The sequence below is a fragment of the Pseudoxanthomonas sp. PXM03 genome, assembly GCF_014852005.1.
In the GTDB taxonomy this organism is placed as follows: Bacteria; Pseudomonadota; Gammaproteobacteria; order Xanthomonadales; family Xanthomonadaceae; genus Pseudoxanthomonas_A.
Genome location: NZ_JACVAU010000001.1, coordinates 1,397,596 through 1,419,031, shown reverse-complemented (window position 1 = coordinate 1,419,031; position 21,436 = coordinate 1,397,596). Strand labels below are relative to the sequence as shown.

The following is a 21,436-nucleotide window of genomic DNA, read 5'->3' as shown; positions in this document are numbered from 1 at the left end:
CACCCGGCCCGCTGCCCTGCCCTCGATGTGATCGCCACCGCCGCGGGGCGGCTCAGCCGCCAACCTCCGCCAGGTGTGGCGCCTGTTCGAAACATTCGATCAGCAGCTCGGTGAGTGCCCGCACCTTGAGTGAAGGATGCTGGCCGGGCGGCCGGATGACATAGATGCCGGCCGGCGGCGGTGGATAGCGGGTCATGACCGGGACCAGCGCGCCGGACGCCACATAGTCGCGGGTGAGACCATCGGGAAGCCACGCGATGCCGAGCCCCGCAACGGCCGCCGCAATCAGTGCGGTGCCGTTATCGGCCTTGAAGCGTCCACGCGGATGCACCGTGATGACCTCGTCGCCGTCCATGAACTGCCACGCTTCGGTTCCCTGCATCAGCGCTTCATGCATGGCAATGTCACCCGGCACCTCGGGGGCGCCATGCGCATCGAGATAATCCGGGCTGGCGACGAGCTTTCCATACAGCGGCCCCACGCAGCGTGCGACCAGCGTGGAATCCTGCAGATAGCCCACCCGGATCGCGCAATCGAACCCCTCCGCGACCAGATCGACGAAGCGATCGCTGTAGGCGGTATGCACGTGCAGCTGCGGGTGGCGTCGCGCCATTTCCGCGAGCACGGAAGCGAAGTGGGTCGGCCCGAAGGACAGCGGCGCCGCTATGCGCAGGCGGCCACGCAGGTCACCGCTGGGCAGGATGGCTTCCCGGGCCGCGTCGATCTCGGCGCAGGCCCGGGCGGCGTGGTCGCGGAACGTGGCGCCGGCCTCGGTGAGCGCAGCACCGCGCGTGGTGCGTGCGAGCAGTTGCACGCCCAGTTCCGCCTCGATCCGGCCCAGCCGCCGACTGACGACGGACTTGGCAACACCTAGCCGGCGCGCGGCCGGAGAAACGCCGCCGGCATCGGCCACTTCCACGAATGTCCGCAGGTCTTCGATATCCACCGTGGTCTCCCGGATGCACGCCATAGCCTGCCACAGCCCTCGCGAATCCCGTGTTCCCGATTCCGCGACACAGCTTGGCACGAACGGGCGCTACCGCCCCGCGCAGGGGGATGACAAGGTTTGCGCCGGGACGATGCAGCCACCGCTGCGTCCATCTCTGCACCTTCCCCACACCACAGGATGCATCCATGACTTTTCGCAACGGCCTCGCGTCACTGCTTCGTCCGGAAGACTCGGTCCTCGTTCTGATCGACCACCAGCCGTACCAGCTCGCCAACCTCAACAGCCACGACCCGCACATGGTGGTCAACAATGCGACCGCGCTGGCGAAGTCCGCCAAGGCGTTCGGTGTGCCCACCATCCTGACCAGCGTCATCGCCGAACGCGGCGGCCTCATCTTTCCGCAGATCACCGACGTGTTTCCGGGCCAGGAGGTGATCGACCGGACGTTCATCAACACCTGGGAAGACCGCAAGGTGGTGGACGCGGTCAAGGCGACGGGTCGCAAGCAGCTGATCATCGCCGGCCTGTGGACCGAGATCTGCGTCGCCATGCCGGTGATCCAGGCCCTGGGCGAAGGCTGGGATGTCACCGTCGTCACCGACGCGTCCGGCGCGGTGTCGGTCGAGGCGCACCAGGTGGCCATCCAGCGCATGATCGCGGCAGGCGCGAACATGATGACCTGGCTGGCAGTCGCGGCCGAGTGGCAGCGCGACTGGGCCCGGACCGACCACGCCGCCGAACTGACGGAGGTGCTCAAGCAGCATGCCGCAGGCAGCGGGATCGCGTACCTGTGGGAACAGCAACTGCTCAACACCCCGGTGCCGCGCAACGCAGGCTGATCCGCGCGGGGTGACGCGGAACCGGATCGTCGCGACGGGAAAATCCCGCGACACATTTGCTGGATACCGGTGAAGCGACACACGGCATCCAGTCGGGTGCGGCCTGAGCACCTGGCCGTGCCCGGCCTTCACCACGCGGATGTTCAGCGCGGAATGCGCGCGATGACCTTGATCTCGAAGTCGAAGCCCGCGAGCCAGGTAACGCCGATCGCGGTCCAGGCCGGATAGGGCGCTTGCGGAAAGATCTCGTCCTTCACGGCCAGGACCGTGTCGAACTGGCGTGCGGGATCGGTGTGGAAGGTGGTGACGTCGACGATGTCGTCGAATCCGCATCCGGCTGCACGCAGGGTCGCTTCCAGATTGGCGAATGCCAGGCGGACCTGGGCCTCGAAATCCGGCTCGGGCGAACCGTCGTCGCGGCTGCCGACCTGACCGGACACGAACAGCAGGTCATCCGACCGGATCGCGGCGGAATAGCGGTGGGTTGCGTACAGCGCATGCCGACCGGCGGGGAAAACAGCATCACGGGGACTCATGGGATATCTCCTGGGGGCCGGCGATTCCGGCGCATGGGAGCCACTCTAGGCAGCTGCGCCCGCGCGATAAACACGCCGAACCCGAGATCACTGTTTGTAGAATCCAAACAATCCCGTTCGGCCCTCTGGAGAGCACATGGACCGTATCGACGCGATGCAGGCCTTCATCCGCGTGGTGGAAACCGGCAGCTTCACCAAGGCCGCCGACACGCTGCAGACCAGCAGGACGCGCGTGACCCAGCTCGTGCAGCAGTTGGAGACCCACCTCCGCGTGAAGCTGCTCCACCGCACCACGCGCAGGGTCAACGCCACTGCCGACGGGACCGCCTACTACGAGCGCGTCGTGCGCCTGCTGGCCGACCTGGACGATGCCGAAACCAGCCTGTCGGCGGCCTCCGCCTCGCCGCGCGGCCGCCTGCGCGTCGACGTGCCCGCGCCCTTGGCCACCCTGGTCGTGGTGCCGGCCCTGCCCGCCTTCCACGCGCGGTATCCGGACATCCAGTTGGACCTGGGCGCCAGCGACCGCAAGGTGGACCTGATCGACGAGAACGTGGACTGCGTGGTGCGCGGCGGCGAACTCACCGAGCCGTCACTGCGCGCACGCCACATCGCCGACCTGGCGCTGGGGGTGTACGCCGCGCCGGACTATCTGGCGCGTGCGGGTGAGCCGCTGCATCCGCAGGCACTGGAAGACAGCCACCACCGCATCATCGGCTATCGCGGTTCGCGCACCGGCACGCCACTGGCGTATGCCATGCGGCGCGGCGAGGAGCGCTTGCGCGTGCACGGCCGGCATGTGCTGTCGGTGGACGACGGCAATGCCTACCTGGCCGCGGGCATCGCCGGCCTGGGCGTGTTGTGGCTGCCGCAGTACATGGCGCGCGCACCGCTCGCGCGCGGCGAACTGGTGCCACTGTTCGAGGACTGGCACCTCGACCCGATGCCGCTGTACGTGGCCTTCCCGCCAAGCCGGCACGTCAGCCGCAAGCTGCGCGTGTTCATCGACTGGATCGTGGAGCTGATGGCGCAGCATGCCCCGGCCATACAGCCGCCGCGTTGAGCGGGCGCCGCGATGCGGCAATCCTACGAAGCGGGAATGAAGTCGATCCCCTTGACCAGGCGCGATGCCAGACGCTTGTTCTGCAGCTGCGCCAACCACCATTCCAATGCCCGGCCCTGGTGATCCCCCCGCCAGCCCACGTAGAGAAGATTGGGCTCGCGTGGGTCGGCCATCTTCTTCTCCACAAGATCACCACGCTTCAGTAATCCGGCAACGCGATCCCGCGGCAGCCAGCCCACGCCCAGCCCCTCGCAGTGCGCGCGGATCTTGGCGCACATGCTGGGCACCGCCAATGAAGGTTGCCCGCCCAGCACGCCGTAGCCGCGCACATCCACCCTCCTCGACGTATCGGCCACCACCACCGCGCGATACGGGAGAACCGCAGATGCATCCACAGGTTCGCGGGCCTTGGCCAACGGATGGCGTGGGGATACGGCGAACACCCAGTCCATCACGCCCAACTCCGACCAGCGCAGGCCGGGAATGACGGGGGGTTCGTTCGTCGCGCCCACCACCAGATCGGCACGACCATCGCGCAACGCATCCCAGGTACCGGAGAGGACTTCATGGGTAATGCGCAGCGTCACGCCGGACTTCAGGGCATCGAATGCGCGGATGACCGGCAGCAGTGTCTCGAATTCGAGAATCTCGTCCGTGACGATCCAGAGACGGTCCTCCCATCCTCCTGCGACCTGCTTGACCCGCTGCGTCAAGCGGGACACGTCCAACATCAGCCGGACAGCTTCCTGCGCGAGCAGGTGGCCGGCCGGAGTGAGTTGCAGACGGTAGCGGCGCCGGTCGAACAACAGGGCATCGAAGCGCGTCTCCAGCTGGCGCGCTGCATGCGAAACCGTGGACGGCGCTTTTCCAAGTCGGGCAGCGGCCCGGGACAGGCTGCCGCTTTCCCGGATGGCCTCCAGCAGGGCCAGTTCGTCGGCTGACAACATGTTCGATACCTTCGAACGAGTCCGTCGTGATTGTGGCACGGAAAGCCGACGATGCCGCGCCAGTATGCGCCCACAGCATCGAGCTGGAACCGAAGGACTTCATCATGAACCGCTTCACGAACAAAACCGTTCTCATCACCGGCGGGAGCAGCGGCATAGGCCTGGCTGCCGCCAGGGCCTTCACTGCAGAAGGCGCGCGCGCGGTCATCACCGGCCGCGACGCGGCGGCCCTCGAACGAGCCAAGGCAACGCTGGCTTCCGATGCCGTGAGCGTCGTCAACGACGCGGGCAGCACGGCGGACGCCAGGGCGTTGGCCGCGACGCTGACGGCCGCCAACCTGCGCCTGGATGCCGTCTTCATCAATGCCGGCGTGGCGAAGTTCGCCGCCTTCCCGGACGTGGACGAAACACTCTGGGACGAGATCTTCAACACCAACATCAAGGGTCCGTATTTCCAGATCCAGGCCTTGCTGCCGCTGCTCAACCCCGGCGCATCCATCGTCATCAACGGTTCGATCAACGCGCGCATCGGCATGCCCAACACCTCCGTGTATGCGGCCAGCAAGGCGGCCCTCATCTCGCTGGCCAGGACACTGTCCGCCGAGTTGCTGCCACGCGGCGCGCGCGTCAACGTGCTGAGTCCGGGGCCGGTGTCAACGCCGATCTACGGCAAGCTGGGGCTGGATGCCGCCGCGCTTGAAGCCACGGCCGCGCAGATCCAGAACCAGATTCCGCTGGGCCGCTTCGGCACGCCCGAGGAAATCGCGGCCACCGTGCTGCACCTGTCGTCGCCGGAATCGGCCTTCATCGTCGGCACCGAGATCATTGCCGACGGCGGCATGAGCCAGCTCTAGAAAACCACGGGCTCCCGCCCCCGTCCTGGCCGGCGGGCACCCATGGCCACGTTGCACCTCCGTACCTGCCCGCCCCGCACCACCCACCCCGAGGAGATCGTCATGAAACTGCTCCGCCCGTTCCATCGCGCGGCCACCGCGCTGCTGCTGATGCTCGCATTGCAGTCCACCGCGCATGCGGCCGGCACCCCTGCCATCCAGGACCATACCGCGACCGTCAACGGCGTCACGCTGCACTACCTCCAGGCGGGCCACGGCAAGGAGTCCCCGGTCGTGCTCCTGCATGGGTATGCCGAAACGAGTCATATGTGGCGTCCGCTGATGCCCAGGCTCGCGGACCGGCACGTCGTGATCGCCCCCGATCTGCGTGGTGCAGGCGCGTCGTCCAAGCCGGAGGGAGGCTACGACAAGAAGACCCTGGCCCAGGATATCCATGCACTGGTGCAATCCCTGGGTTATTCCAGGATCAAGATCGTCGGCCATGACATCGGCTTGATGGTCGCGTACGCATACGCCGCCCAGTACCCCGAGGAAGTGGAGAGCATCGTACTGATGGATGCCTTCATTCCGGGCGTAGGGGATTGGACAAAAGTCTGGTTGCTGCGCGACCTGTGGCATTTCCATTTCTACGGCGAAACGCCCCTGAACCTGGTCGCTGGTCGCGAGCGGATCTATTTCGAACACTTCTGGAACGACTTTGCCGCCGACCGCACCCGCTCCATTCCCGAGGCCGACCGCCAGTTCTACGCCGCTGAATACGCCAGGCCCGGCGGCATGCGGGCCGGTTTCGAGTACTTCAGGAATTTTGAACAGGATGCCAAGGACTTCGCCGGTTTCGCCCAGACGAAGCTGCAGATGCCCATGCTGGTGCTGTCGGGCGAGAAGGCCGGCGGCCAGTTCCTGATCGACCAGGGTCGCCTCGTGGACACAAACGTCGAGGGCGTCATCATCAAGGGCTCCGGGCACTGGTTGATGGAAGAGGCGCCGGAGCAGACGATCCCCGCGCTGATCGCCTTCCTCGACAGGTGACTCCCATGATGACCATCAGAACGAGCATGGCGATGGCGGCGCTGGGGGCCGTTGCCTTCGCGGCAAACGGTGCAATGCCGCCGGAACGACAACGGCTTGTCCCGACGGAATACACAACGATCGTGCCCACGAACACCACGGCGGGAACGTCCGGCGTGGCCGGACTCGAGACGCGGGTACTGAAAGGTGCCCCATCGGGCACGGGCCTTTACACGATCCTGCTGACCATCCCACCGCATACCCGCATCGCCGCGCACCATCATCCGGATGACCGGATCGGAACCGTTGTTTCAGGGACCTGGTATTTCGGCTATGGGGCAACGTTCGATGAAGACACATTGAAGGCATTGGCGCCGGGAAGCTTCTACACCGAGCCCCCAGGCCAGCCACATTTCGCACGAACCGGTGACACGGCAGTAGTACTGCAGATCACCGGGCTGGGACCCACCGGCACTACCTACGTGGAGGTCCTCCCACACCCGGAGCACCCTCTGGATTGACCGCCCGGCGCACACCGCAGGATGCGGGTCCCGGCAGAAGCAAAGAAAAGGCCCCGCGATGCGGGGCCTTTCCTGTTGGGGTCGCTTAGAAGTAGCAAATGCCCCGTGTAAGTCCGGGGCACGATCTCTAGAGTGCGCCTATGACATGGCGCACTCCTTCATCTCTCAAATGGTTGATTGTTAAGCACTCCCGGTTACAGGGTGAGCTGGAATTACTTCGGCGCCAATCGACCGAATTGGACAGGCAAGCGGCTGAGCAGAGGGAGCGTGTTGATGAAGCCAAGCGCAATCTGCAAGCCATCGAACGGGCATTAGGCCTGCACGACATCAAGGTCGATCCGAACGATATCGAAGGCGTGCAGCCTCACGTCGACAAGCCTCTTTATAAGCATGGCGACCTGTCGAGGCTTATTTTCTCCGCACTAAAGTCGACTGATGGATGGCTTTCAACCGGCGCTGTGGTTCAGCACGCCACCGGTTACACCTACGACAACATCGACCACGAAATGTACGAGAAGGTTCGGCGCACCTTCCGCAAGAGGATGCGAGCACTAGTCATTAAAGGAATGATCGAGCGCAAGGCCAGCGCAGACCATCGGGGTCACACGCTGTGGCGCTTGGTTAAGTCTACGGACTAGGCCGCACTCTGAGCTGCCTTGGCAGCCCGCTGCAAGAAGTACTCCAAGGTAAGCTCGCCATCACGATGGTTACCTTGGAAATAACCTTTCCACCAGCGCGACGGAGGCGACCCCATCATGCCCTTAAGCAGATCTTGGATCTTTGTCTTCTGACATTGGCGTCGGTTGTTCTCTCGCCAGACCATTTCGCAGACGTAGTCCTGCATGTACTTGGGGCGGAATCCATGCCCCACGCCATACTCGTAACGCCGGATACGGCTGTTCCAAGCTTCAGCTAGGTTGTTGTTGACGCCATCGGAAGTGCAGAACATCAAGGCGTGAGGGACCGCGTAGTGCTCTATCGTCGTCCCCTGCAGACCGCCATATGCAGCGTTCTCATCCGACCAGATCATCGAGTGCGGTGCCACGAAATGACTGGCCAATGTCATCACATTCTGTTCGTTCTCGGAATGAGTTACAAACGCCATCGTGCGTATGGAGCCTTCCCCGGCTTCACCCGCCAGGCAGAGGGAGAGCACGACACGTCGGTTCTTACGCCTCTCCAGGTTCTTGCGCGACATGAAGTGCTTTGCGCGCTTTCCTTTCGTGAGCTTGGCCTTCATGACTTCGCTAGTCATTTTGCCGCGGTGATTGGATTTGCGCGGTTTGCCTCCCAGGTGGATACCATCCATGTGTATCAACCCCGACAAGGGCGTCAGGTCCATCTTATTGATCAAGGTTTCGCGAATTTTTCCCATGTTCGCGAGCATTGTCTTGATCTGAACTCCGAACATACGCGAGGCCTCGGCGATAGATTGACCCTTAGCGCCACACTCGAAGAACACCAGCAAGCCAAGCAGTCGGCGATATGACAGCTTGCGTCCATGAAAAGCGGTACGGCTGGTGGCGCTAAACTCATGGCCGCAGTCAACACAGCGCCAACGACGTTTCGCTTGCAAGCGGTAGTGGCTTCTAAAGGATCCGCAGTCGGTACCTGGGCAGCCCTGTTCCGTGGTGCTTCCCCATCGCACTTGGGCGAATAGCGCCTCAGCCTCGTACTCAGTCATATCCAAACAGAGGCCAGCATAGTTGTGGGCCTCCTTCGATTGCAGGTGGTTCTTTTTCTTTGCCATGTTTACGCCCGGACAGCGAGTTCCTGTCCCCGCCGCCAACCGGCAGCGGGCCAAAGCTGGCTCAAGGCCAGCGGCCGGGCGCACGATGCCGCTCCACCCCAAAAATCTTTGGCTGGGGTAGTTGCGCTCATCGGGCGGAAATGCATAATGGGCGTGCAGGCCCTCGCAGATCTGCATCCCACGAAGACCTAGGTCGCCCCTGGCAGGGCCCCTAGGTTTTCGTGCATTTGGCTCCCGGTTTTTCCTTAGTCATCGCTAGGTCATGGCTGTTTCTCCTCCGTAGGGCGGTCTGCATCCCCTACGGCTGGGCGCAATGACGCCAGCCAGAGGGCTAAGTCTTTGACTAGCGCGTATTTGCCCCGCCGATGTGAGATGGCGAACACGGGAACAGGCACCTGCCCTCGGCAGTAGGCTTGGCGAAACGCTGCCAGGGAGGCGTAACCGAGTGCCTGGCGCAAGTCATCTTGGCCAATCATTGGCCCATAGCGCTTCAGCAGGTCCTGCTCCAAGGACCCAGCCAAACCATCGATTTCCGTTTCAGGGCTCCGGGCCCGAGACGATCCCAAGTCACGCTCTGTCATGGACGCAAGCGTAGCTGCGCTATTCAGATTGAGATACGCTGAGCGCGCGCGGCAAAGCGTTACTCTACAGTGACGGCATAACTGATTGAATAATATAAGGAAATACAACAGATCTCGGCAAAAAGTGCTACTGCGCTTGCTCGAATCGGCCGACGCGAAGGCAGTCGCTGAGGCACTGGGAGTGCTGAAGATCGGTGCTTGGTTTGAGGAACTGCGACGACGAACAGGCGCACCCTCGGCTTACGCGCTCGGCAAGCTGGTGCGCCCCGAGACCTACACGCTACGGATCGACAAAAACCCGCCCCAGCATCACAACCTGTGGGCCAAGTACGCTGCCGGCTTGCATGCGCCAGGGCTCGCAACTCTCAAGCAAACCAGTGCCCTCGTCCCTGGTTCCGAGCAAATTCTCTTGGCTGCGTTCTGGGATGCGTTCGACGTCAGCCAACCACTACAGCAACGAGGCGACATCCTTCTTCGTGGGCTACGACCGGGTGTTGTTCAAGCAATCTACGAGCCCGGACCTTTGGCTGCGGGTAGATACGTTCGCCGACGCGCACCCAAGATGCCGCTGATGCGGCTAGAAGGTCAGGCCGACTTGCAAAGTCTCGCCGCCGCTGTCGTACTACTACGCGAAGCATTTGAAGCGCAAGACCGCGAGAGGGCGTTCGCGGTGGGTCACTCTGTGCATTCGCTGCTTCTCATGGCTTGCGCTGAAATGGGCGAAGTATCGATTGCTGAAGAATTGCTCGGGTTCTTCGTAATGAAGATATTCCCATTGGCTGCGACAGAAGAAGTTCAATTGGCCCCAAACTTTGGGGAGCTGATCTTGCAGATGAAGATGCTTCGCGTAATTCATTCATCACTCAAGCAGCTAGGAACGCTCAGCGACAAGCCGGCATCTACCAAGCAGTTGAGGAAAGTTCTCGTCAACGGCTACGGCTTTGATTTCGGGTTCGCCTTGGCCCCGAAGTTGAGGCTCGTTAACCAGCCTGAGCAAACAAGTGAGGCGGCACGACGGAGGGTCGGCTTCAGGCGAGCAAGCCAAAAGTGGGCTCTCGGTGTCTTGTTTTCTGGCAGGCGTGAAAAGATCCCGTCTGATCATGCATTGGATTTGATGGCTGCAGATGAAGGGCTAGCCTGAGGTGTCGAGTCGGTGATTCCGCCCCTCAGGCGCGCCGATGTCCGCTTCCGACCCGAAGCGTACATGATGTAATTACCCGTTTGATGCAGCGACTGATCGCCCCCTGCACCTGAGCTCGGCTACAAGCGAGTTGCGGGCTGGCTAGACCAGTTTGTCAGGCGTGATGGGCAAATCACGAATGCGTTTGCCTGTGGCGTGGTACACCGCATTGGCAATAGCAGCCGGAATGCCGACCATTCCCAGCTCTCCCATGCCCTTGACGCCAAGCGGGTTGACGATGGTGTCATCTTCCTCGACAAAGATCGTCTCGATGGCGTGGATGTCGGCATTCACCGGCACGTGGTAGTGCTGCAGACTGGCGTTCATGATGCGGCCGTAGCGGTGGTCGATCTCGGTGGCTTCTTCCAGTGCCATGCCGATACCCCAGACGACGCCGCCGATCTCCTGGCTATGCGAGGCCAAGGGGTTGAGGATCTTGCCGCAGGCGGTGATCTCGATGACGCGACTGACGCGGACGGTCCCCAGTTCGGGATCGACCTTGACCTCGACGAACTGGGCGCCGTGGGCGAGCGATGCGTACTTCTCGCGCTCGGGTGAAGGCTTGGAGTCGTAGACCTCGGTCAGCTCCTGCGTTCCAGCGCGCTGCATGATCGCGGCGATGTCGACCGAACGTGCTGCGTCGCTCTTCAGGCGCAAGCGGTTCTCGAACATCTCCACCTCATCGATCGAAGTACCTCGCAACGGCGAACCCGCGTCCTGGTTGGCCAGGCTCAGCAGCTTCTCGGTGATCGTCAAGGCAGCTCCGCGTACTGCGGACCCGACACTGGACGTGGTCCAGGAGCCGCCTTGCGCAGGCGCGCGCGGCTGGTCGGTATCACCTAGCTCGAACTTCACCTTCTCCAGCGCCAAGCCCAGGAACTCGGCGGCGATCATGGTCATGACCGTATAGGTGCCGGGCCCGATATCACTGGTCGCACTGGCGACGCTGGCGGTGCCATCTGCACGGTATGTCACCCGCGCACTGGCCGGCATCTGCATGGCGCCCCACACGCTGGAGGCCATACCCCAACCGACCAGCAGGTTGCCATCGCGCATCGAGCGTGGCTCGGGATTGCGCTTGCTCCAGCCGAACTTTTCGGCGCCCAGCCGGTAGCACTCGCGCAACGCCTTGCTAGAGAATGGCTTGCCACTCTCTGGATCCACCTCGGCATAGTTGATCAGGCGCAGCTCCAGGGGATCGATCTTCAGCGCGTAGGCCAGCTCATCCATCGCGCTTTCCAAGGCGAACATGCCGCTCACCGCTCCGGGAGCCCGCATCCACGTGGGCGTGGCCAAGTCTGTGGCGGCGATCTTCAGAGGCGCGTGCAAATTGGGGCAGGCATAGACCTGCTTGAGAAAGCCCGTGGTGTTGTCCGAGAAGGACTCGAAGGAAGAGGTGTTGTGGAACGCCTCATGGATGATGGCCTGCAGCTTGCCGTCAGGTGCTGCGCCCAGTGCCACCTTCTGGATTGTCTCGGGGCGGTACCCGTGCCCGGTGAACATCTGCGCGCGCGTGAAGACCACCTTGACCGGCCGCTTGAGCTCGCGCGCGGCCATGGCGGTCAGCGAAGGATAGTAGTTGGGCTTGAGCGAGGCGCCAAAGGCACCGCCCACGAAGGGAGACACCACGCGGATATTGCCGGTCGGCACCCCGAGGCCCTGCGACAAATGCTGCTGTACGCCGTAGACGTTCTGGGTCTTGTCGAAGATCGTCAGTTGATCGCCTTCCCAGAATGCGATGGCGGCATGCGGCTCCATCGGATTGTGGTGCTCGATCGGAATGCGGTACTCGGACTGGACCTTGACCGAAGCGGCCTGCATGGCGGCCTGCGGATTGCCCCGCGGCGGCGCTTCCTGTGGGGCCGGTTTGGCACGGCCCAGCACCGCCACCACGTTAGTCTCATGCGGCTGCGCCTGATAGCTCACCTGCACCAGCCGCGCGGCATGACGCGCTTGTTCGTAGGTCTCCGCCACAACGAGGGCGATCGGTTGACCGTTGAAGAAAATCTGATCCGATTGCAGGGGCCAGGCCCATGTGGGCGACGCATCGGCCGCCCGCGGCTTGCCCAGCTTGCCGGCATTGAGGTGGGTAAAGACCTTGATCACGCCGGCAGAGGCTTCGGCCGCACTGGTGTCGATCTGGGTGATCCGCCCCTTGGCGATGGTGCTCAGGACGATGAAGCCGTACGTCAGGTGGGGGATCTGGAACTCGGCGGCGTACTTGGCCTTGCCGGTGACCTTGGCGATCCCGTCTACGCGTGTTGTTTCCTTGCCCAGGTAGCGAGCCATGGTGGTTCTCCTTAAGCCAGGTGCGCCGCACGCGTCAGGGCGCGCACGATGGAGCGTTGAGCCAGTTCGACCTTGTAGGCGTTATGTGCCAGGGGCCGCGCCTGCTGCAGCGCCGCCTGGGCGGCCTGCTGGAACACTGCCTCACCAAGTCGCTGGCCCTTCAATGCCGCCTCGGCCTCGGCGCTGCGCCATGGCTTATGCGCCACGCTACCCAAGACCAGTCGTGCATCCTTGATGGCGCCGTTCTCCATGCGGAGTGCAGCAGCCACGGCCACCAGGGCGAACGCGTAGGAACTGCGGTCGCGGACCTTCAGGTAATACGAATGGCGGGCAAACTCGGCCGAGGCCACCGGCAACTGGATGGCCACGATCAGATCGCCATGCCCCAGCACAGTGTCCCTGTGCGGCTCTTCGCCTGGCAGGCGATGGAACTCGCCAATGGGAATCAAGCGTTCTTTCCCGCCGGCACCACGGACACGCACACTCGCATCCAAGGCGTAGAGCGCATTGGCCATGTCGCCGGGATAGGTCGCTACGCACCCCTCGCTCCAGCCCAGGATCGCGTGGATCTTGTTCAGGCCTTCGCGCGCGCCACAGCCACTGCCCGGCTCGCGCTTGTTGCACGGCATGGCGGTGTCGTAGAAGTAGTTGCAGCGCGTGCGCTGGAGCAGGTTGCCACCGTTGGTGGCCATGTTGCGCAGCTGGCCGGAGGCCCCGGCGACGATGGCCTGCGTCAGCAGCGGATAGTTCTCCCGGATCAGCGGATGGTTGGCCGTCTGCGTATTGGTGGCCAAGGCCCCCAGCGACAGGCCCGCTCGGGAGCGCTCGATCTTGTGCAGCGGCAGGTGGGAGATGTCCACCAAGCGGGTGGGCCGCTCCACGTCCTCCTTCATCAGGTCGACCAGATTGGTGCCGCCGGCCAGAAATTTCGCCCCGGGCACGCCGACGACAGCGTCCACCCCGGCACCCGCGTTCTCGGCGCGGACGTACTCAAACGGTCTCATGGCCCGTCTCCTTGCGTACCGCAGCCAGCTGGGTTTCGGTCGCGAACTGCCAGGTCTGGGCGCTCTGACGTCCCGAATGCGCTTCCTGGACAGCCGCCACGATGCCGGGATAGGCACCGCACCGGCAGATATTGCCGCTCATCCGCTCGCGAATCTCGTCATTGCTCAATGACGTCGTGCCAGCACCCACATCAGCGGTGACATGGCTGACGTGGCCGCGACGGGCTTCGCTCAACACGCCGACGGCCGAGCAGATCTGGCCCGGGGTGCAATAGCCGCACTGGAAGGCATCGTGCTTGATGAAGGCTGCCTGCATGGGGTGCAGCTGATCGTCTTCAGCCAGCCCCTCGATCGTGGTGACCTTGCGACCCTCCAGCGTGGCGGCCAGCGTCAAACAGGCCAGGGCGCGCTCGCCGTCGATGAGCACGGTGCACGCCCCACACTGGCCCTGGTCGCAGCCTTTCTTGGTGCCGGTCATTCCCAATCGCTCACGCAGGGCGTCGAGCAGCACCACGCGGGAGTCCAGTTCAAGCGATTGCGGTTTGCCGTTGATGGTCAGGCTTACCTTGACGACGTTCTGGGCTCTTATCGGCGCAGTAGCTGCGCCAGCGGCCAACGGCATGTGCGCCAATGCGGATTCCTGCGCAAGCAGGTTGGCGGCGAACAAGCCAATACCGCCTACGGCGGAGGTGACCATGAACTCGCGTCGCGACTGGCCTATCCCGTCCAGCGTTGGCATTTCTTTGAGAAGGGCCGCCTCGTCTTCGTTCAACTCGACGGGTTCGTTCGGGGGCGTGTGCGGCATGACAGTGTCCTCTCTGGAACGCGCTAAGCGTCGGCGATGTGGCTGGCCCAGGATGGATTGGTCGCGAGTAAAGCACGTGCAGAGACCAATCCGAACCTTAACCAATTCCCAGTTAAAAGTGCATATCCGTTCGAAACTAGCCCCCATAAGCTGGGCTAATCAATCAGGCTTGCGATGGAGGGTGCGGGATCTGCGACGAAGCGCCTCCCTCGGATGAAGCAGGGAGGCGGACGATGGACGAAATGCCCCGCCTATTCACAGGAAGGTCCTGAATGATGCCTGCTATCAAAGTTGGCAGGCCCACTCACGCCTCCATATTCGTGTGCCTATTGGCTACTACGCCGGGCTGCGCAGTCACCAGCACATGATCCTCGCGCAGCTCACCGCCGACTCCTCCGCGGACGCGTGCCTGCCAAGCCAAGGCAATGTCCGCCAGGACGGAGAGCGCCAGCGAGCTCGCATCCCGCGCCTTGGGGAAGATGCCGATCGGCGCCTTGACTCTCGCAACGTCCTCGGCCCGGTAACCCAGCCCGAGCAGCGCATGTGCCCTGCGCTCGTGAGTCCGCGTGCTCCCCAAGGCGCCGATGTAGAAGGGTGCTGCGTCCAAGGCAGCCTGCAAAGGTCTCATCTCACGGTCTAGGTCATGAAACAGCAGCGCGATGGCGGTGAACTCATCGATCTTGGGCATAGGTCCTGCGTGACTCGCCAAGGCCACCTCGTAACCCGCAGCGTGCGCCAGCGAGGCGGCAGATGAGGCTTCGATCGATCCGCCGAAAATCACTAACCTGGGTCTGGGGACGAAGGCGAGATGGAACTGGTCGCCTGCCCAGCCGATAAACGCGGGGCATGGGATACAAGCGATCGATGAGTGGGACTGATCGTAGGCAAGGCCTGCCGACTGCCGTCGATAGAGTCGCTCCAGCGTGTGCTGAAGGGGGGCGCCGCTTCGGATAACGTGGATGGCCAGCGTGATGCCGCCTCCGCAGGGCAGCACGATGTCGAAATAATCGGAGCCCTCGCCAAATCGAACGACGCGGTCCCGTCCAGAGGCAATGGCCTCAGATGCTTCATGTGCCGCTGCCGCCTCCACACAGCCGCCCGATACGAAACCGCAGTAACGGCCATCAGCCAGGACCACCATTTGGGCGCCAGGCTGACGGGCGGCTCCGCCGCGCACTTCCACCAGAGTCACCAGCGCAGCAGAAACACCAGCGGCTACGGCGTCTGCTGCGTACTGAAGAATCTCCAATGCATCGTCAGTCAGTACGTCCTGCCAGGAAGCGGGGATGGCGCCGCGCGGCGAGGGCTCGTCGGTGTGAGCGTTAGGTAGCACGGCAGCGCAGGTTCCTTGGAGTATGTTGTGCCGGTGAAGGCGCACCCACGAAAGCCAGAACGTTGTCGGCGTCTGTGCTCGCGTGGCGCGTCAGAGCCGAAGAGCATCAACGACAAGCGTGAAGGCAGGCGACGGCTGGCGACGGCTGGGGTAGTACAAGTGGTATCCGGGGAAAGGAGGGCACCAGTCCTCGAGGACTCGCATCAACCTGCCATCGTCCAGATAAGGCGCGAATTCACCCTCGGGCAGGAAGGCGATACCCAATCCCATCACGGCAGCCTCCACGATATGCGGCGAGGTATTGAAGATGCCCTGTCCACTCGCCCTGAAGTTGAGTTCTCGCCCCTTCTTCTCGAATTCCCAGACGTAAACACCGCCGCGCGTGGACTGTCGGATGTTGATGCAGTTGTGGTTGACCAGATCCTGCGGCTTCTTGGGCAGTGTGCGAGTAGCAAAGTAGGTCGGCGTCGCAACGGCGGCCATCCTCAGCGGCGGCGTGATCGGCACGGCGATCATGTCCTGATCGATGGCCTCGCCAAGACGAACACCTGCATCGAACCTGTCGGCCACGATGTCGCGAAAGCCGTAGCAGACATCAAATTCAATGTTGATGTCCGGATACTCCCTCATCAGCGGAACAAGCTTGGGCAGCAGCACCGACTTGAGGACCTGATCGCCTGAGGTTATCCGCACTGAGCCGGCGGGCTTGTCCCGCAGTGCGGTGATGGCGTCCAGTTCGGCTTCGATTTCATCGAAACGATGGCCGATCGCTTTGAGCAGGCGCTCGCCCGCGGCTGTGGGAGACACGCTGCGTGTAGTACGCGTCAGCAGGCGGATCTCCAGCCTGGCCTCCAGCGCCTTGATTGCCTGGCTCAGCGCCGACTGGGTAACCCCCAGGATCGAAGCGGCGCGGGTGAAGCTGCCTTCCCGGGCCACGGTCACGAAGGCGACAAGATCATTGAGGTTGCGCTTAGCCATGAGACAAGTCTGCCACCACTATTGATTAGGTGCGCTTATAGGGTAAATCAGTATTTATTATCTAATCAAAGCGACCCGCGCCCGACAGAATGACCGCCGATACCCGTGCCACCAGGCACGCCCTCTGTCCGGAGCCGACATGACTGTCAACGCCTATGGCGCCCACGCAGGCGACAAGCCGCTGGAACCCGTCGAGATCACCCGCCGTTCCCCTGGATCTCACGATGTCCAGATCGACATCGCCTATTGCGGCGTCTGCCATTCCGACCTGCATCAGGTCCGCGCTGAATGGGCGGGGACGCTGTTCCCTTGCGTGCCGGGCCACGAGATCGTGGGCCGGGTGTCCGCCGTCGGTGCACACGTGTCGGGCTTCGCCGTCGGCGACCTGGTCGGCGTGGGCTGCTTGGTGGACAGCTGCCAGCACTGCGAGGACTGCGAGCAGGGACTGGAGAACTACTGCGACAACACGGTGCTGACCTACAACTCGCCTTCCACCGATGCGCCTGGTCACACGTTGGGTGGCTACTCCGAGCAGATCGTGGTGCACGAGCGATATGTGCTGCACGTGCGTCATCCAGAGAAACAGTTGGCCGCAGTCGCCCCGCTGCTTTGTGCAGGCATCACGACTTACTCGCCTCTGCGTCATTGGAACGCCGGCCCAGGCAAGAAAGTGGGAATCGTCGGTATTGGTGGCCTTGGCCACATGGGCGTGAAGCTGGCCCATGCAATGGGTGCCCATGTTGTGGCCTTCACTACCTCCGATTCCAAGCGTCAGGCAGCCCTGGATCTCGGCGCCGACGAGGTGGTGGTTTCGCGTAACGCTGAGGAAATGGCCAAGCACGCCACCAGCTTCGACCTGATCGTCAACACCGTGGCCGCACCGCATGACTTGGATGCCTTCCTGTTGCTGCTCAAGCGGGATGGGACGATGACCCTTGTCGGTGCACCTGCCACCCCGCACCCGTCGCCCGGGGTCTTCAACCTGATCCTGAAGCGCCGATCGATTGCTGGCTCGGCCATCGGTGGCATCCAAGAAACCCAGCAGATGCTCGATTTCTGTGCCGAGCACGGAATCGTCGCAGATATCGAGCTCATCCGAGCCGATGAAATCAACGACGCCTACGAGCGGATGCTCAAGGGCGAGGTCAAGTATCGCTTCGTCATCGACAACGCCACGTTGTCCGCGTAACTGAGGAACAAACATGAAGAAGACATTGCTGTCACTGGCCTTGCTGGCCAGCTCATTCACTGCGTTGGGGCAAGACATGTCAAACGGTGCAAACAACTTCTACAAGAGTGACCGGCTGGTCGCTGAGAAGGTCGCCTTCAACAACCAGTACCGGATGAAGGTCGCCGGCAATCTGTTCCTGCCCAAGGACCGCAGGCCGGGCGTCCGGTATCCGGCCATCATCGTGGGTCACCCGATGGGTGCGGTGAAGGAACAAAGCTCCAACCTGTACGCGCAGAAGTTGGCCGAGCAGGGGTTCATTACCCTGGCGATCGACTTGCCGTTCTGGGGCGAGAGCGAGGGTCAGCCACGCAACGCGGTAGCCCCAGATCTCTATGCAGAAGCATTCAGTGCAGCCGTGGACTACCTGGGCACCCAGACGTTCGTGGACCGCGAGCGGATTGGCGTGCTCGGCATTTGCGGCAGTGGCAGCTTCGTTATCAGTGCAGCCAAGATCGATCCGCGGATGAAGGCCATTGCTACCGTGAGCATGTACGACATGGGGGCCGCCAACCGAAACGCGCTCAACCACTCACTGACGCTCGATCAGCGCAAGCAGATCATCGCCGCGGCGGCAGCACAGCGCTACGCCGAGTTCGAAGGCAGGGAGGTTGCAGTTTCGGGCGGCACGGACCTGGAGCTGACCCAGGATACCCATCCCATCCAGCGCGAGTTTTACGATTTTTATCGCACCTCGCGCGGCGAATTCACCCCGGCTGGCGCCTCCGACCAGAGAACTACGAAACCGACGGTCACCAGCAATGTCAAGTTCATGAACTTCTACCCGTTCAACGACATCGAGACCATCTCGCCACGCCCCATGCTGTTCATCGCCGGCGATCAGGCCCACTCGAAGGAATTCAGCGAAGAAGCCTATCGCCTGGCAGGTCAACCCAAGGAGCTTTACTGGGTGAAAGACGCGGGACACGTGGATCTCTACGACAGAACCGACTTGATCCCGTTCGAGAAGCTGGCTTCCTTTTTCAAACAGAACCTGCGCGCGAACTGAGGACGTTGGCCCCGCATCCGTCTGAGGAAAGACAATGGACACGCTCCACGACGACAACATATCCACGTCCGAACGCCGTCGCTTCCTGATGGCCGCCGGCGCAACGGCTGCAGCGGCGGCACTGCCTCTGGGCGCAGCCTCGTTGGCGCTGCCCACGAAGGCGCGTGAAGCGCAAGGCAATCTTGCGCAGACCTACAACATGGGCGCCCGCAAACTGGGCGGCCTGCAAGTATCAGAGCTGGGCTTCGGTTGCATGAGCATCAGTGGCAACTACGGTCCGGCGATGGACAAAGCCCAAGGCATCCGCGTCATTCGCGATGCCTTCGAGCGGGGCATCACGTTCTTCGATACGGCAGAGGTCTACGGACCCTACGCGAACGAAGAGCTGGTCGGCGAAGCGCTGGCGCCGGTTCGCGACCAAGTGACCATCGCCACCAAGTTCGGCTTCAAGATCGACGGCACCAATGGCTTGGACAGTCGCCCTGAGCGCATACGGCGCGTCGTCGAGGAATCGCTCAAGCGCTTGAAGACCGACCGCATCGATCTCTACTACCAGCACCGCGTGGATCTCACGGTGCCGATCGAGGACGTCGCCGGCACCATCAAGGATCTGATCGAGCAAGGTAAAGTGCTGCACTTCGGCTTGTCCGAGCCAAGTGCACGCACGATCAGGCGCGCGCACACCGTCCAGCCGGTCGCGGCCATCCAAACCGAGTACTCGCTGATGGAGCGCAGCGTGGAACGCAACGGCGTGCTGCAGGCGTGCGAGGAACTCGGCATCGGCTTCGTGCCGTGGGGACCGTTGGGCCAAGGTTTCCTGGCCGGCAAGCTGCCGCTGGATCTGCAGGCCGGGCTGGATGGGACCCAAGACCTGCGCAAGACCTTCACTCGCTTCAGCCGCGAGGTGATGCAGGCCAACCAGCCGATCCTGGACTTCCTGAAGACGTTCGGGGAGAGGAAGGGCGCCACGCGCGCCCAGATAGCGCTGGCGTGGTTGGCGGCGCAGAAGCCCTGGATCGTTTCGATCCCTGGCACCACCAAGCTGGACCACTCGCGCGAGAACCTGAGCTCGATCAACGTCAACCTCACGCCGAAGGATCTGCAAGAGATCGAGGCGGCGTTAGCCGTGCTCACCGCCCATGGCGGCCGTATGGACGCGAAGCAGATGGACCAGATCGGCAAGGATTGAGCGCGCTCCCGCGACACCCGCTCCGGATACGACGTATGCGCCCATCATCATGCAAAGCGAAACCATGACTCTCCTGACAGGCGTCCACACGGACGACAAACACAGCGACGCCACCGCCCAGCCCGCCCACTGGGGTGGCGTATTCGCCATGACGCTGTGCGTGTTCGCATTGATTGCGTCCGAGTTCATGCCTGTCAGCCTGCTCACGCCGATCGCCGCCGACCTGGCGGTCAGCAAGGGATGGGCGGGCTACGGCATCGCCATCTCCGGCGCGTTCGCGGTGCTGACCAGCCTCTCGATCGCCACAGTGAGCCGTAACATCAACCGCAAGACGCTGCTGCTGTCACTGACGGGCCTGATGGCGGTTTCAGGTGCTGTCGTGGCGTTGGCGCCCAATTACCCCATTTACATGCTGGGCCGGGCGCTCCTGGGCGTGGTGATCGGCGGCTTCTGGTCGATGTCCGCCGCCACGGCCATGCGCCTGGTGCCGACTTCGCAGGTGCCACGAGCCTTGGCCATCTTCAACGGCGGCAACGCTCTGGCTACCGTGATTGCCGCACCCTTGGGCAGCTACCTGGGCTCGGTCATCGGCTGGCGCGGCGCGTTCTACTGCCTCGTGCCTGTGGCGCTCGTTGCGCTGGTTTGGCAATGGGTCAGCTTGCCAGCCATGCCCTCCGCGAACGGGTCCGCGTCTGCCAGTGCATTCCGGTTGCTTCAGCGCCGAGCCGTCGCGCTGGGTATGGCCGCCTGCGGCGCCTTTTTTATGGGGCAATTCGCATTGTTCACCTACGTCCGACCATTCCTTGAAACGGTCACGCACGTGCAGGTATCCATACTTTCGCTCATCCTTCTGGTGATCGGTGTGTCGGGCTTCATCGGTACCGCCGTCATCGGAACCTTCCTGAAGCGCGGCCTGTATCGAACCCTCATTGCCATCCCGTTGTTGATGGCATTCATCGCACTTGCGCTTATCCCAATGGGCGCGTGGGTGAGTGGCGTAACGATCCTGTTTGGTCTTTGGGGGCTGATGGCTACTGCCGCCCCCGTTGGCTGGTGGAGCTGGATTGCGCAGGAATTGCCAAAGGATGCTGAGGCTGGGGGCGGATTGATGGTGGCAGTGGTCCAACTGGCCATCGCCCTGGGCTCAACCATAGGCGGGTTGCTGTTTGACCATGCCGGCTACCAAGCTACCTTCGCTATGAGCGCCGCCGTGCTGCTGTTTGCCGCCTTTCTGACACGGGCGGTCGCGCGATCGCCCCTGCAGCCCTCGGTATAAGCGGTCCATCCTTCTAGGAATCGTGCCATGAGCTCAAATACTACGGGTCCCACTCAAAACCGCTCAGCGAAACGTGGATGCCTGCTCGGATTGGGTGTTC

Annotated in this window: 19 protein-coding genes and 1 pseudogene; 11 read left to right on the top strand and 9 right to left on the bottom strand. The window is 62.8% G+C overall.

The window, feature by feature from the left end; genetic code table 11:
- Window positions 1-52: 52 nt before the first annotated feature.
- Window positions 53-970, bottom strand: a complete 918-nt coding sequence (locus tag IB223_RS06645; RefSeq protein WP_225590827.1) for a LysR family transcriptional regulator — start codon at window positions 968-970, stop codon at window positions 53-55.
- A gap of 164 nt (window positions 971-1,134) precedes the next feature.
- On the opposite strand from IB223_RS06645, the gene IB223_RS06640 reads away from it, so the two are divergent.
- A complete protein-coding gene (locus IB223_RS06640; RefSeq protein WP_192200819.1) occupies window positions 1,135-1,788 on the top strand; it encodes a hydrolase in 654 nt (217 codons plus the stop codon).
- 143 nt (window positions 1,789-1,931) lie between these two features.
- Here the strand turns inward: IB223_RS06640 and IB223_RS06635 are convergent, their stop codons facing one another.
- Window positions 1,932-2,324, bottom strand: coding sequence for a RidA family protein (locus tag IB223_RS06635; RefSeq protein WP_192200818.1), 393 nt, complete (start codon window positions 2,322-2,324; stop codon window positions 1,932-1,934).
- 136 nt (window positions 2,325-2,460) lie between these two features.
- Here IB223_RS06635 and IB223_RS06630 point away from each other — a divergent pair, with 136 nt between their 5' ends.
- On the top strand, window positions 2,461-3,384 hold the full coding sequence (locus IB223_RS06630; protein WP_192200817.1) for a LysR family transcriptional regulator: 924 nt from the start codon (window positions 2,461-2,463) through the stop codon (window positions 3,382-3,384).
- Between the two features lie 23 nt (window positions 3,385-3,407).
- Here IB223_RS06630 and IB223_RS06625 read toward each other — a convergent pair whose 3' ends face one another.
- The gene (locus IB223_RS06625) at window positions 3,408-4,331 is read right to left on the bottom strand and encodes a LysR family transcriptional regulator (protein WP_192200816.1); all 924 of its coding nucleotides are present in this window, start codon (window positions 4,329-4,331) and stop codon (window positions 3,408-3,410) included.
- A gap of 104 nt (window positions 4,332-4,435) precedes the next feature.
- Here IB223_RS06625 and IB223_RS06620 point away from each other — a divergent pair, with 104 nt between their 5' ends.
- The 4 genes from IB223_RS06620 (at window position 4,436) to IB223_RS06605 (ending at window position 7,352) form a co-directional block, all read left to right on the top strand.
- Window positions 4,436-5,185 carry an SDR family oxidoreductase gene (locus IB223_RS06620; RefSeq protein WP_192200815.1) on the top strand — a complete coding sequence of 250 codons (750 nt, stop codon included), beginning with the start codon at window positions 4,436-4,438 and terminating at the stop codon, window positions 5,183-5,185.
- 102 nt (window positions 5,186-5,287) lie between these two features.
- Entirely contained in the window at window positions 5,288-6,214 is a 927-nt protein-coding gene (locus tag IB223_RS06615; RefSeq protein ID WP_192200814.1) for an alpha/beta hydrolase, read from the top strand.
- A 5-nt stretch (window positions 6,215-6,219) separates the two neighbouring features.
- Complete coding sequence (locus IB223_RS06610) at window positions 6,220-6,714, top strand: cupin domain-containing protein (RefSeq protein WP_192200813.1); 495 nt, start codon at window positions 6,220-6,222, stop codon at window positions 6,712-6,714.
- 140 nt (window positions 6,715-6,854) lie between these two features.
- On the top strand, window positions 6,855-7,352 hold the full coding sequence (locus tag IB223_RS06605; protein WP_192200812.1) for a hypothetical protein: 498 nt from the start codon (window positions 6,855-6,857) through the stop codon (window positions 7,350-7,352).
- Here IB223_RS06605 and IB223_RS06600 read toward each other — a convergent pair.
- A complete protein-coding gene (locus tag IB223_RS06600; protein WP_192200811.1) occupies window positions 7,349-8,464 on the bottom strand; it encodes an IS1595 family transposase in 1,116 nt (371 codons plus the stop codon). The genes IB223_RS06605 and IB223_RS06600 overlap by 4 nt on opposite strands.
- A 762-nt stretch (window positions 8,465-9,226) precedes the next feature.
- On the opposite strand from IB223_RS06600, the gene IB223_RS06595 reads away from it, so the two are divergent.
- The gene (locus IB223_RS06595; protein ID WP_192200810.1) at window positions 9,227-10,186 is read left to right on the top strand and encodes a hypothetical protein; all 960 of its coding nucleotides are present in this window, start codon (window positions 9,227-9,229) and stop codon (window positions 10,184-10,186) included.
- A 141-nt stretch (window positions 10,187-10,327) separates the two neighbouring features.
- Here the strand turns inward: IB223_RS06595 and IB223_RS06590 are convergent, their stop codons facing one another.
- The 5 genes and pseudogenes from IB223_RS06590 to IB223_RS06570 all read right to left on the bottom strand — a co-directional run bounded on the left by IB223_RS06590 (window position 10,328) and on the right by IB223_RS06570 (window position 16,634).
- Complete coding sequence (locus IB223_RS06590) at window positions 10,328-12,514, bottom strand: xanthine dehydrogenase family protein molybdopterin-binding subunit (protein WP_192200809.1); 2,187 nt, start codon at window positions 12,512-12,514, stop codon at window positions 10,328-10,330.
- An 11-nt stretch (window positions 12,515-12,525) separates the two neighbouring features.
- Window positions 12,526-13,518, bottom strand: a complete 993-nt coding sequence (locus IB223_RS06585) for a xanthine dehydrogenase family protein subunit M (protein WP_192200808.1) — start codon at window positions 13,516-13,518, stop codon at window positions 12,526-12,528.
- 82 nt (window positions 13,519-13,600) lie between these two features.
- Window positions 13,601-14,323: pseudogene (locus IB223_RS06580) on the bottom strand (2Fe-2S iron-sulfur cluster-binding protein); the annotation flags it as partial.
- Between the two features lie 304 nt (window positions 14,324-14,627).
- Window positions 14,628-15,656: an XdhC family protein gene (locus tag IB223_RS06575; RefSeq protein WP_343227149.1), complete on the bottom strand. Its 1,029-nt coding sequence runs from the start codon at window positions 15,654-15,656 to the stop codon at window positions 14,628-14,630.
- 90 nt (window positions 15,657-15,746) lie between these two features.
- Complete coding sequence (locus tag IB223_RS06570) at window positions 15,747-16,634, bottom strand: LysR family transcriptional regulator (protein WP_192200806.1); 888 nt, start codon at window positions 16,632-16,634, stop codon at window positions 15,747-15,749.
- Window positions 16,635-16,773: 139 nt separating this feature from the next.
- On the opposite strand from IB223_RS06570, the gene IB223_RS06565 reads away from it, so the two are divergent.
- From IB223_RS06565 to IB223_RS06550, 4 genes are all read left to right on the top strand, one after another.
- Window positions 16,774-17,823: an NAD(P)-dependent alcohol dehydrogenase gene (locus IB223_RS06565; RefSeq protein ID WP_192200805.1), complete on the top strand. Its 1,050-nt coding sequence runs from the start codon at window positions 16,774-16,776 to the stop codon at window positions 17,821-17,823.
- Window positions 17,824-17,836: 13 nt separating this feature from the next.
- Window positions 17,837-18,871, top strand: coding sequence for an alpha/beta hydrolase (locus IB223_RS06560; RefSeq protein ID WP_192200804.1), 1,035 nt, complete (start codon window positions 17,837-17,839; stop codon window positions 18,869-18,871).
- 199 nt (window positions 18,872-19,070) lie between these two features.
- Window positions 19,071-20,060, top strand: coding sequence for an aldo/keto reductase (locus tag IB223_RS06555; RefSeq protein ID WP_192201273.1), 990 nt, complete (start codon window positions 19,071-19,073; stop codon window positions 20,058-20,060).
- A gap of 49 nt (window positions 20,061-20,109) precedes the next feature.
- Window positions 20,110-21,336, top strand: coding sequence for an MFS transporter (locus IB223_RS06550; RefSeq protein WP_192200803.1), 1,227 nt, complete (start codon window positions 20,110-20,112; stop codon window positions 21,334-21,336).
- The last annotated feature ends 100 nt before the right edge of the window (window positions 21,337-21,436 follow it).

Coding starts and splice junctions, on each gene's coding strand:
- IB223_RS06590 (WP_192200809.1), bottom strand. CDS start 12,514: ATGGCTCGCTACCTGGGCAAGGAAACAACACGCGTAGACGGGATCGCC.
- IB223_RS06615 (WP_192200814.1), top strand. CDS start 5,288: ATGAAACTGCTCCGCCCGTTCCATCGCGCGGCCACCGCGCTGCTGCTG.
- IB223_RS06565 (WP_192200805.1), top strand. CDS start 16,774: ATGACTGTCAACGCCTATGGCGCCCACGCAGGCGACAAGCCGCTGGAA.
- IB223_RS06635 (WP_192200818.1), bottom strand. CDS start 2,324: ATGAGTCCCCGTGATGCTGTTTTCCCCGCCGGTCGGCATGCGCTGTAC.
- IB223_RS06610 (WP_192200813.1), top strand. CDS start 6,220: ATGATGACCATCAGAACGAGCATGGCGATGGCGGCGCTGGGGGCCGTT.
- IB223_RS06585 (WP_192200808.1), bottom strand. CDS start 13,518: ATGAGACCGTTTGAGTACGTCCGCGCCGAGAACGCGGGTGCCGGGGTG.
- IB223_RS06560 (WP_192200804.1), top strand. CDS start 17,837: ATGAAGAAGACATTGCTGTCACTGGCCTTGCTGGCCAGCTCATTCACT.
- IB223_RS06550 (WP_192200803.1), top strand. CDS start 20,110: ATGCAAAGCGAAACCATGACTCTCCTGACAGGCGTCCACACGGACGAC.
- IB223_RS06630 (WP_192200817.1), top strand. CDS start 2,461: ATGGACCGTATCGACGCGATGCAGGCCTTCATCCGCGTGGTGGAAACC.
- IB223_RS06605 (WP_192200812.1), top strand. CDS start 6,855: ATGACATGGCGCACTCCTTCATCTCTCAAATGGTTGATTGTTAAGCAC.
- IB223_RS06600 (WP_192200811.1), bottom strand. CDS start 8,464: ATGGCAAAGAAAAAGAACCACCTGCAATCGAAGGAGGCCCACAACTAT.
- IB223_RS06640 (WP_192200819.1), top strand. CDS start 1,135: ATGACTTTTCGCAACGGCCTCGCGTCACTGCTTCGTCCGGAAGACTCG.
- IB223_RS06620 (WP_192200815.1), top strand. CDS start 4,436: ATGAACCGCTTCACGAACAAAACCGTTCTCATCACCGGCGGGAGCAGC.
- IB223_RS06555 (WP_192201273.1), top strand. CDS start 19,071: ATGGGCGCCCGCAAACTGGGCGGCCTGCAAGTATCAGAGCTGGGCTTC.
- IB223_RS06570 (WP_192200806.1), bottom strand. CDS start 16,634: ATGGCTAAGCGCAACCTCAATGATCTTGTCGCCTTCGTGACCGTGGCC.
- IB223_RS06645 (WP_225590827.1), bottom strand. CDS start 970: ATGGCGTGCATCCGGGAGACCACGGTGGATATCGAAGACCTGCGGACA.
- IB223_RS06625 (WP_192200816.1), bottom strand. CDS start 4,331: ATGTTGTCAGCCGACGAACTGGCCCTGCTGGAGGCCATCCGGGAAAGC.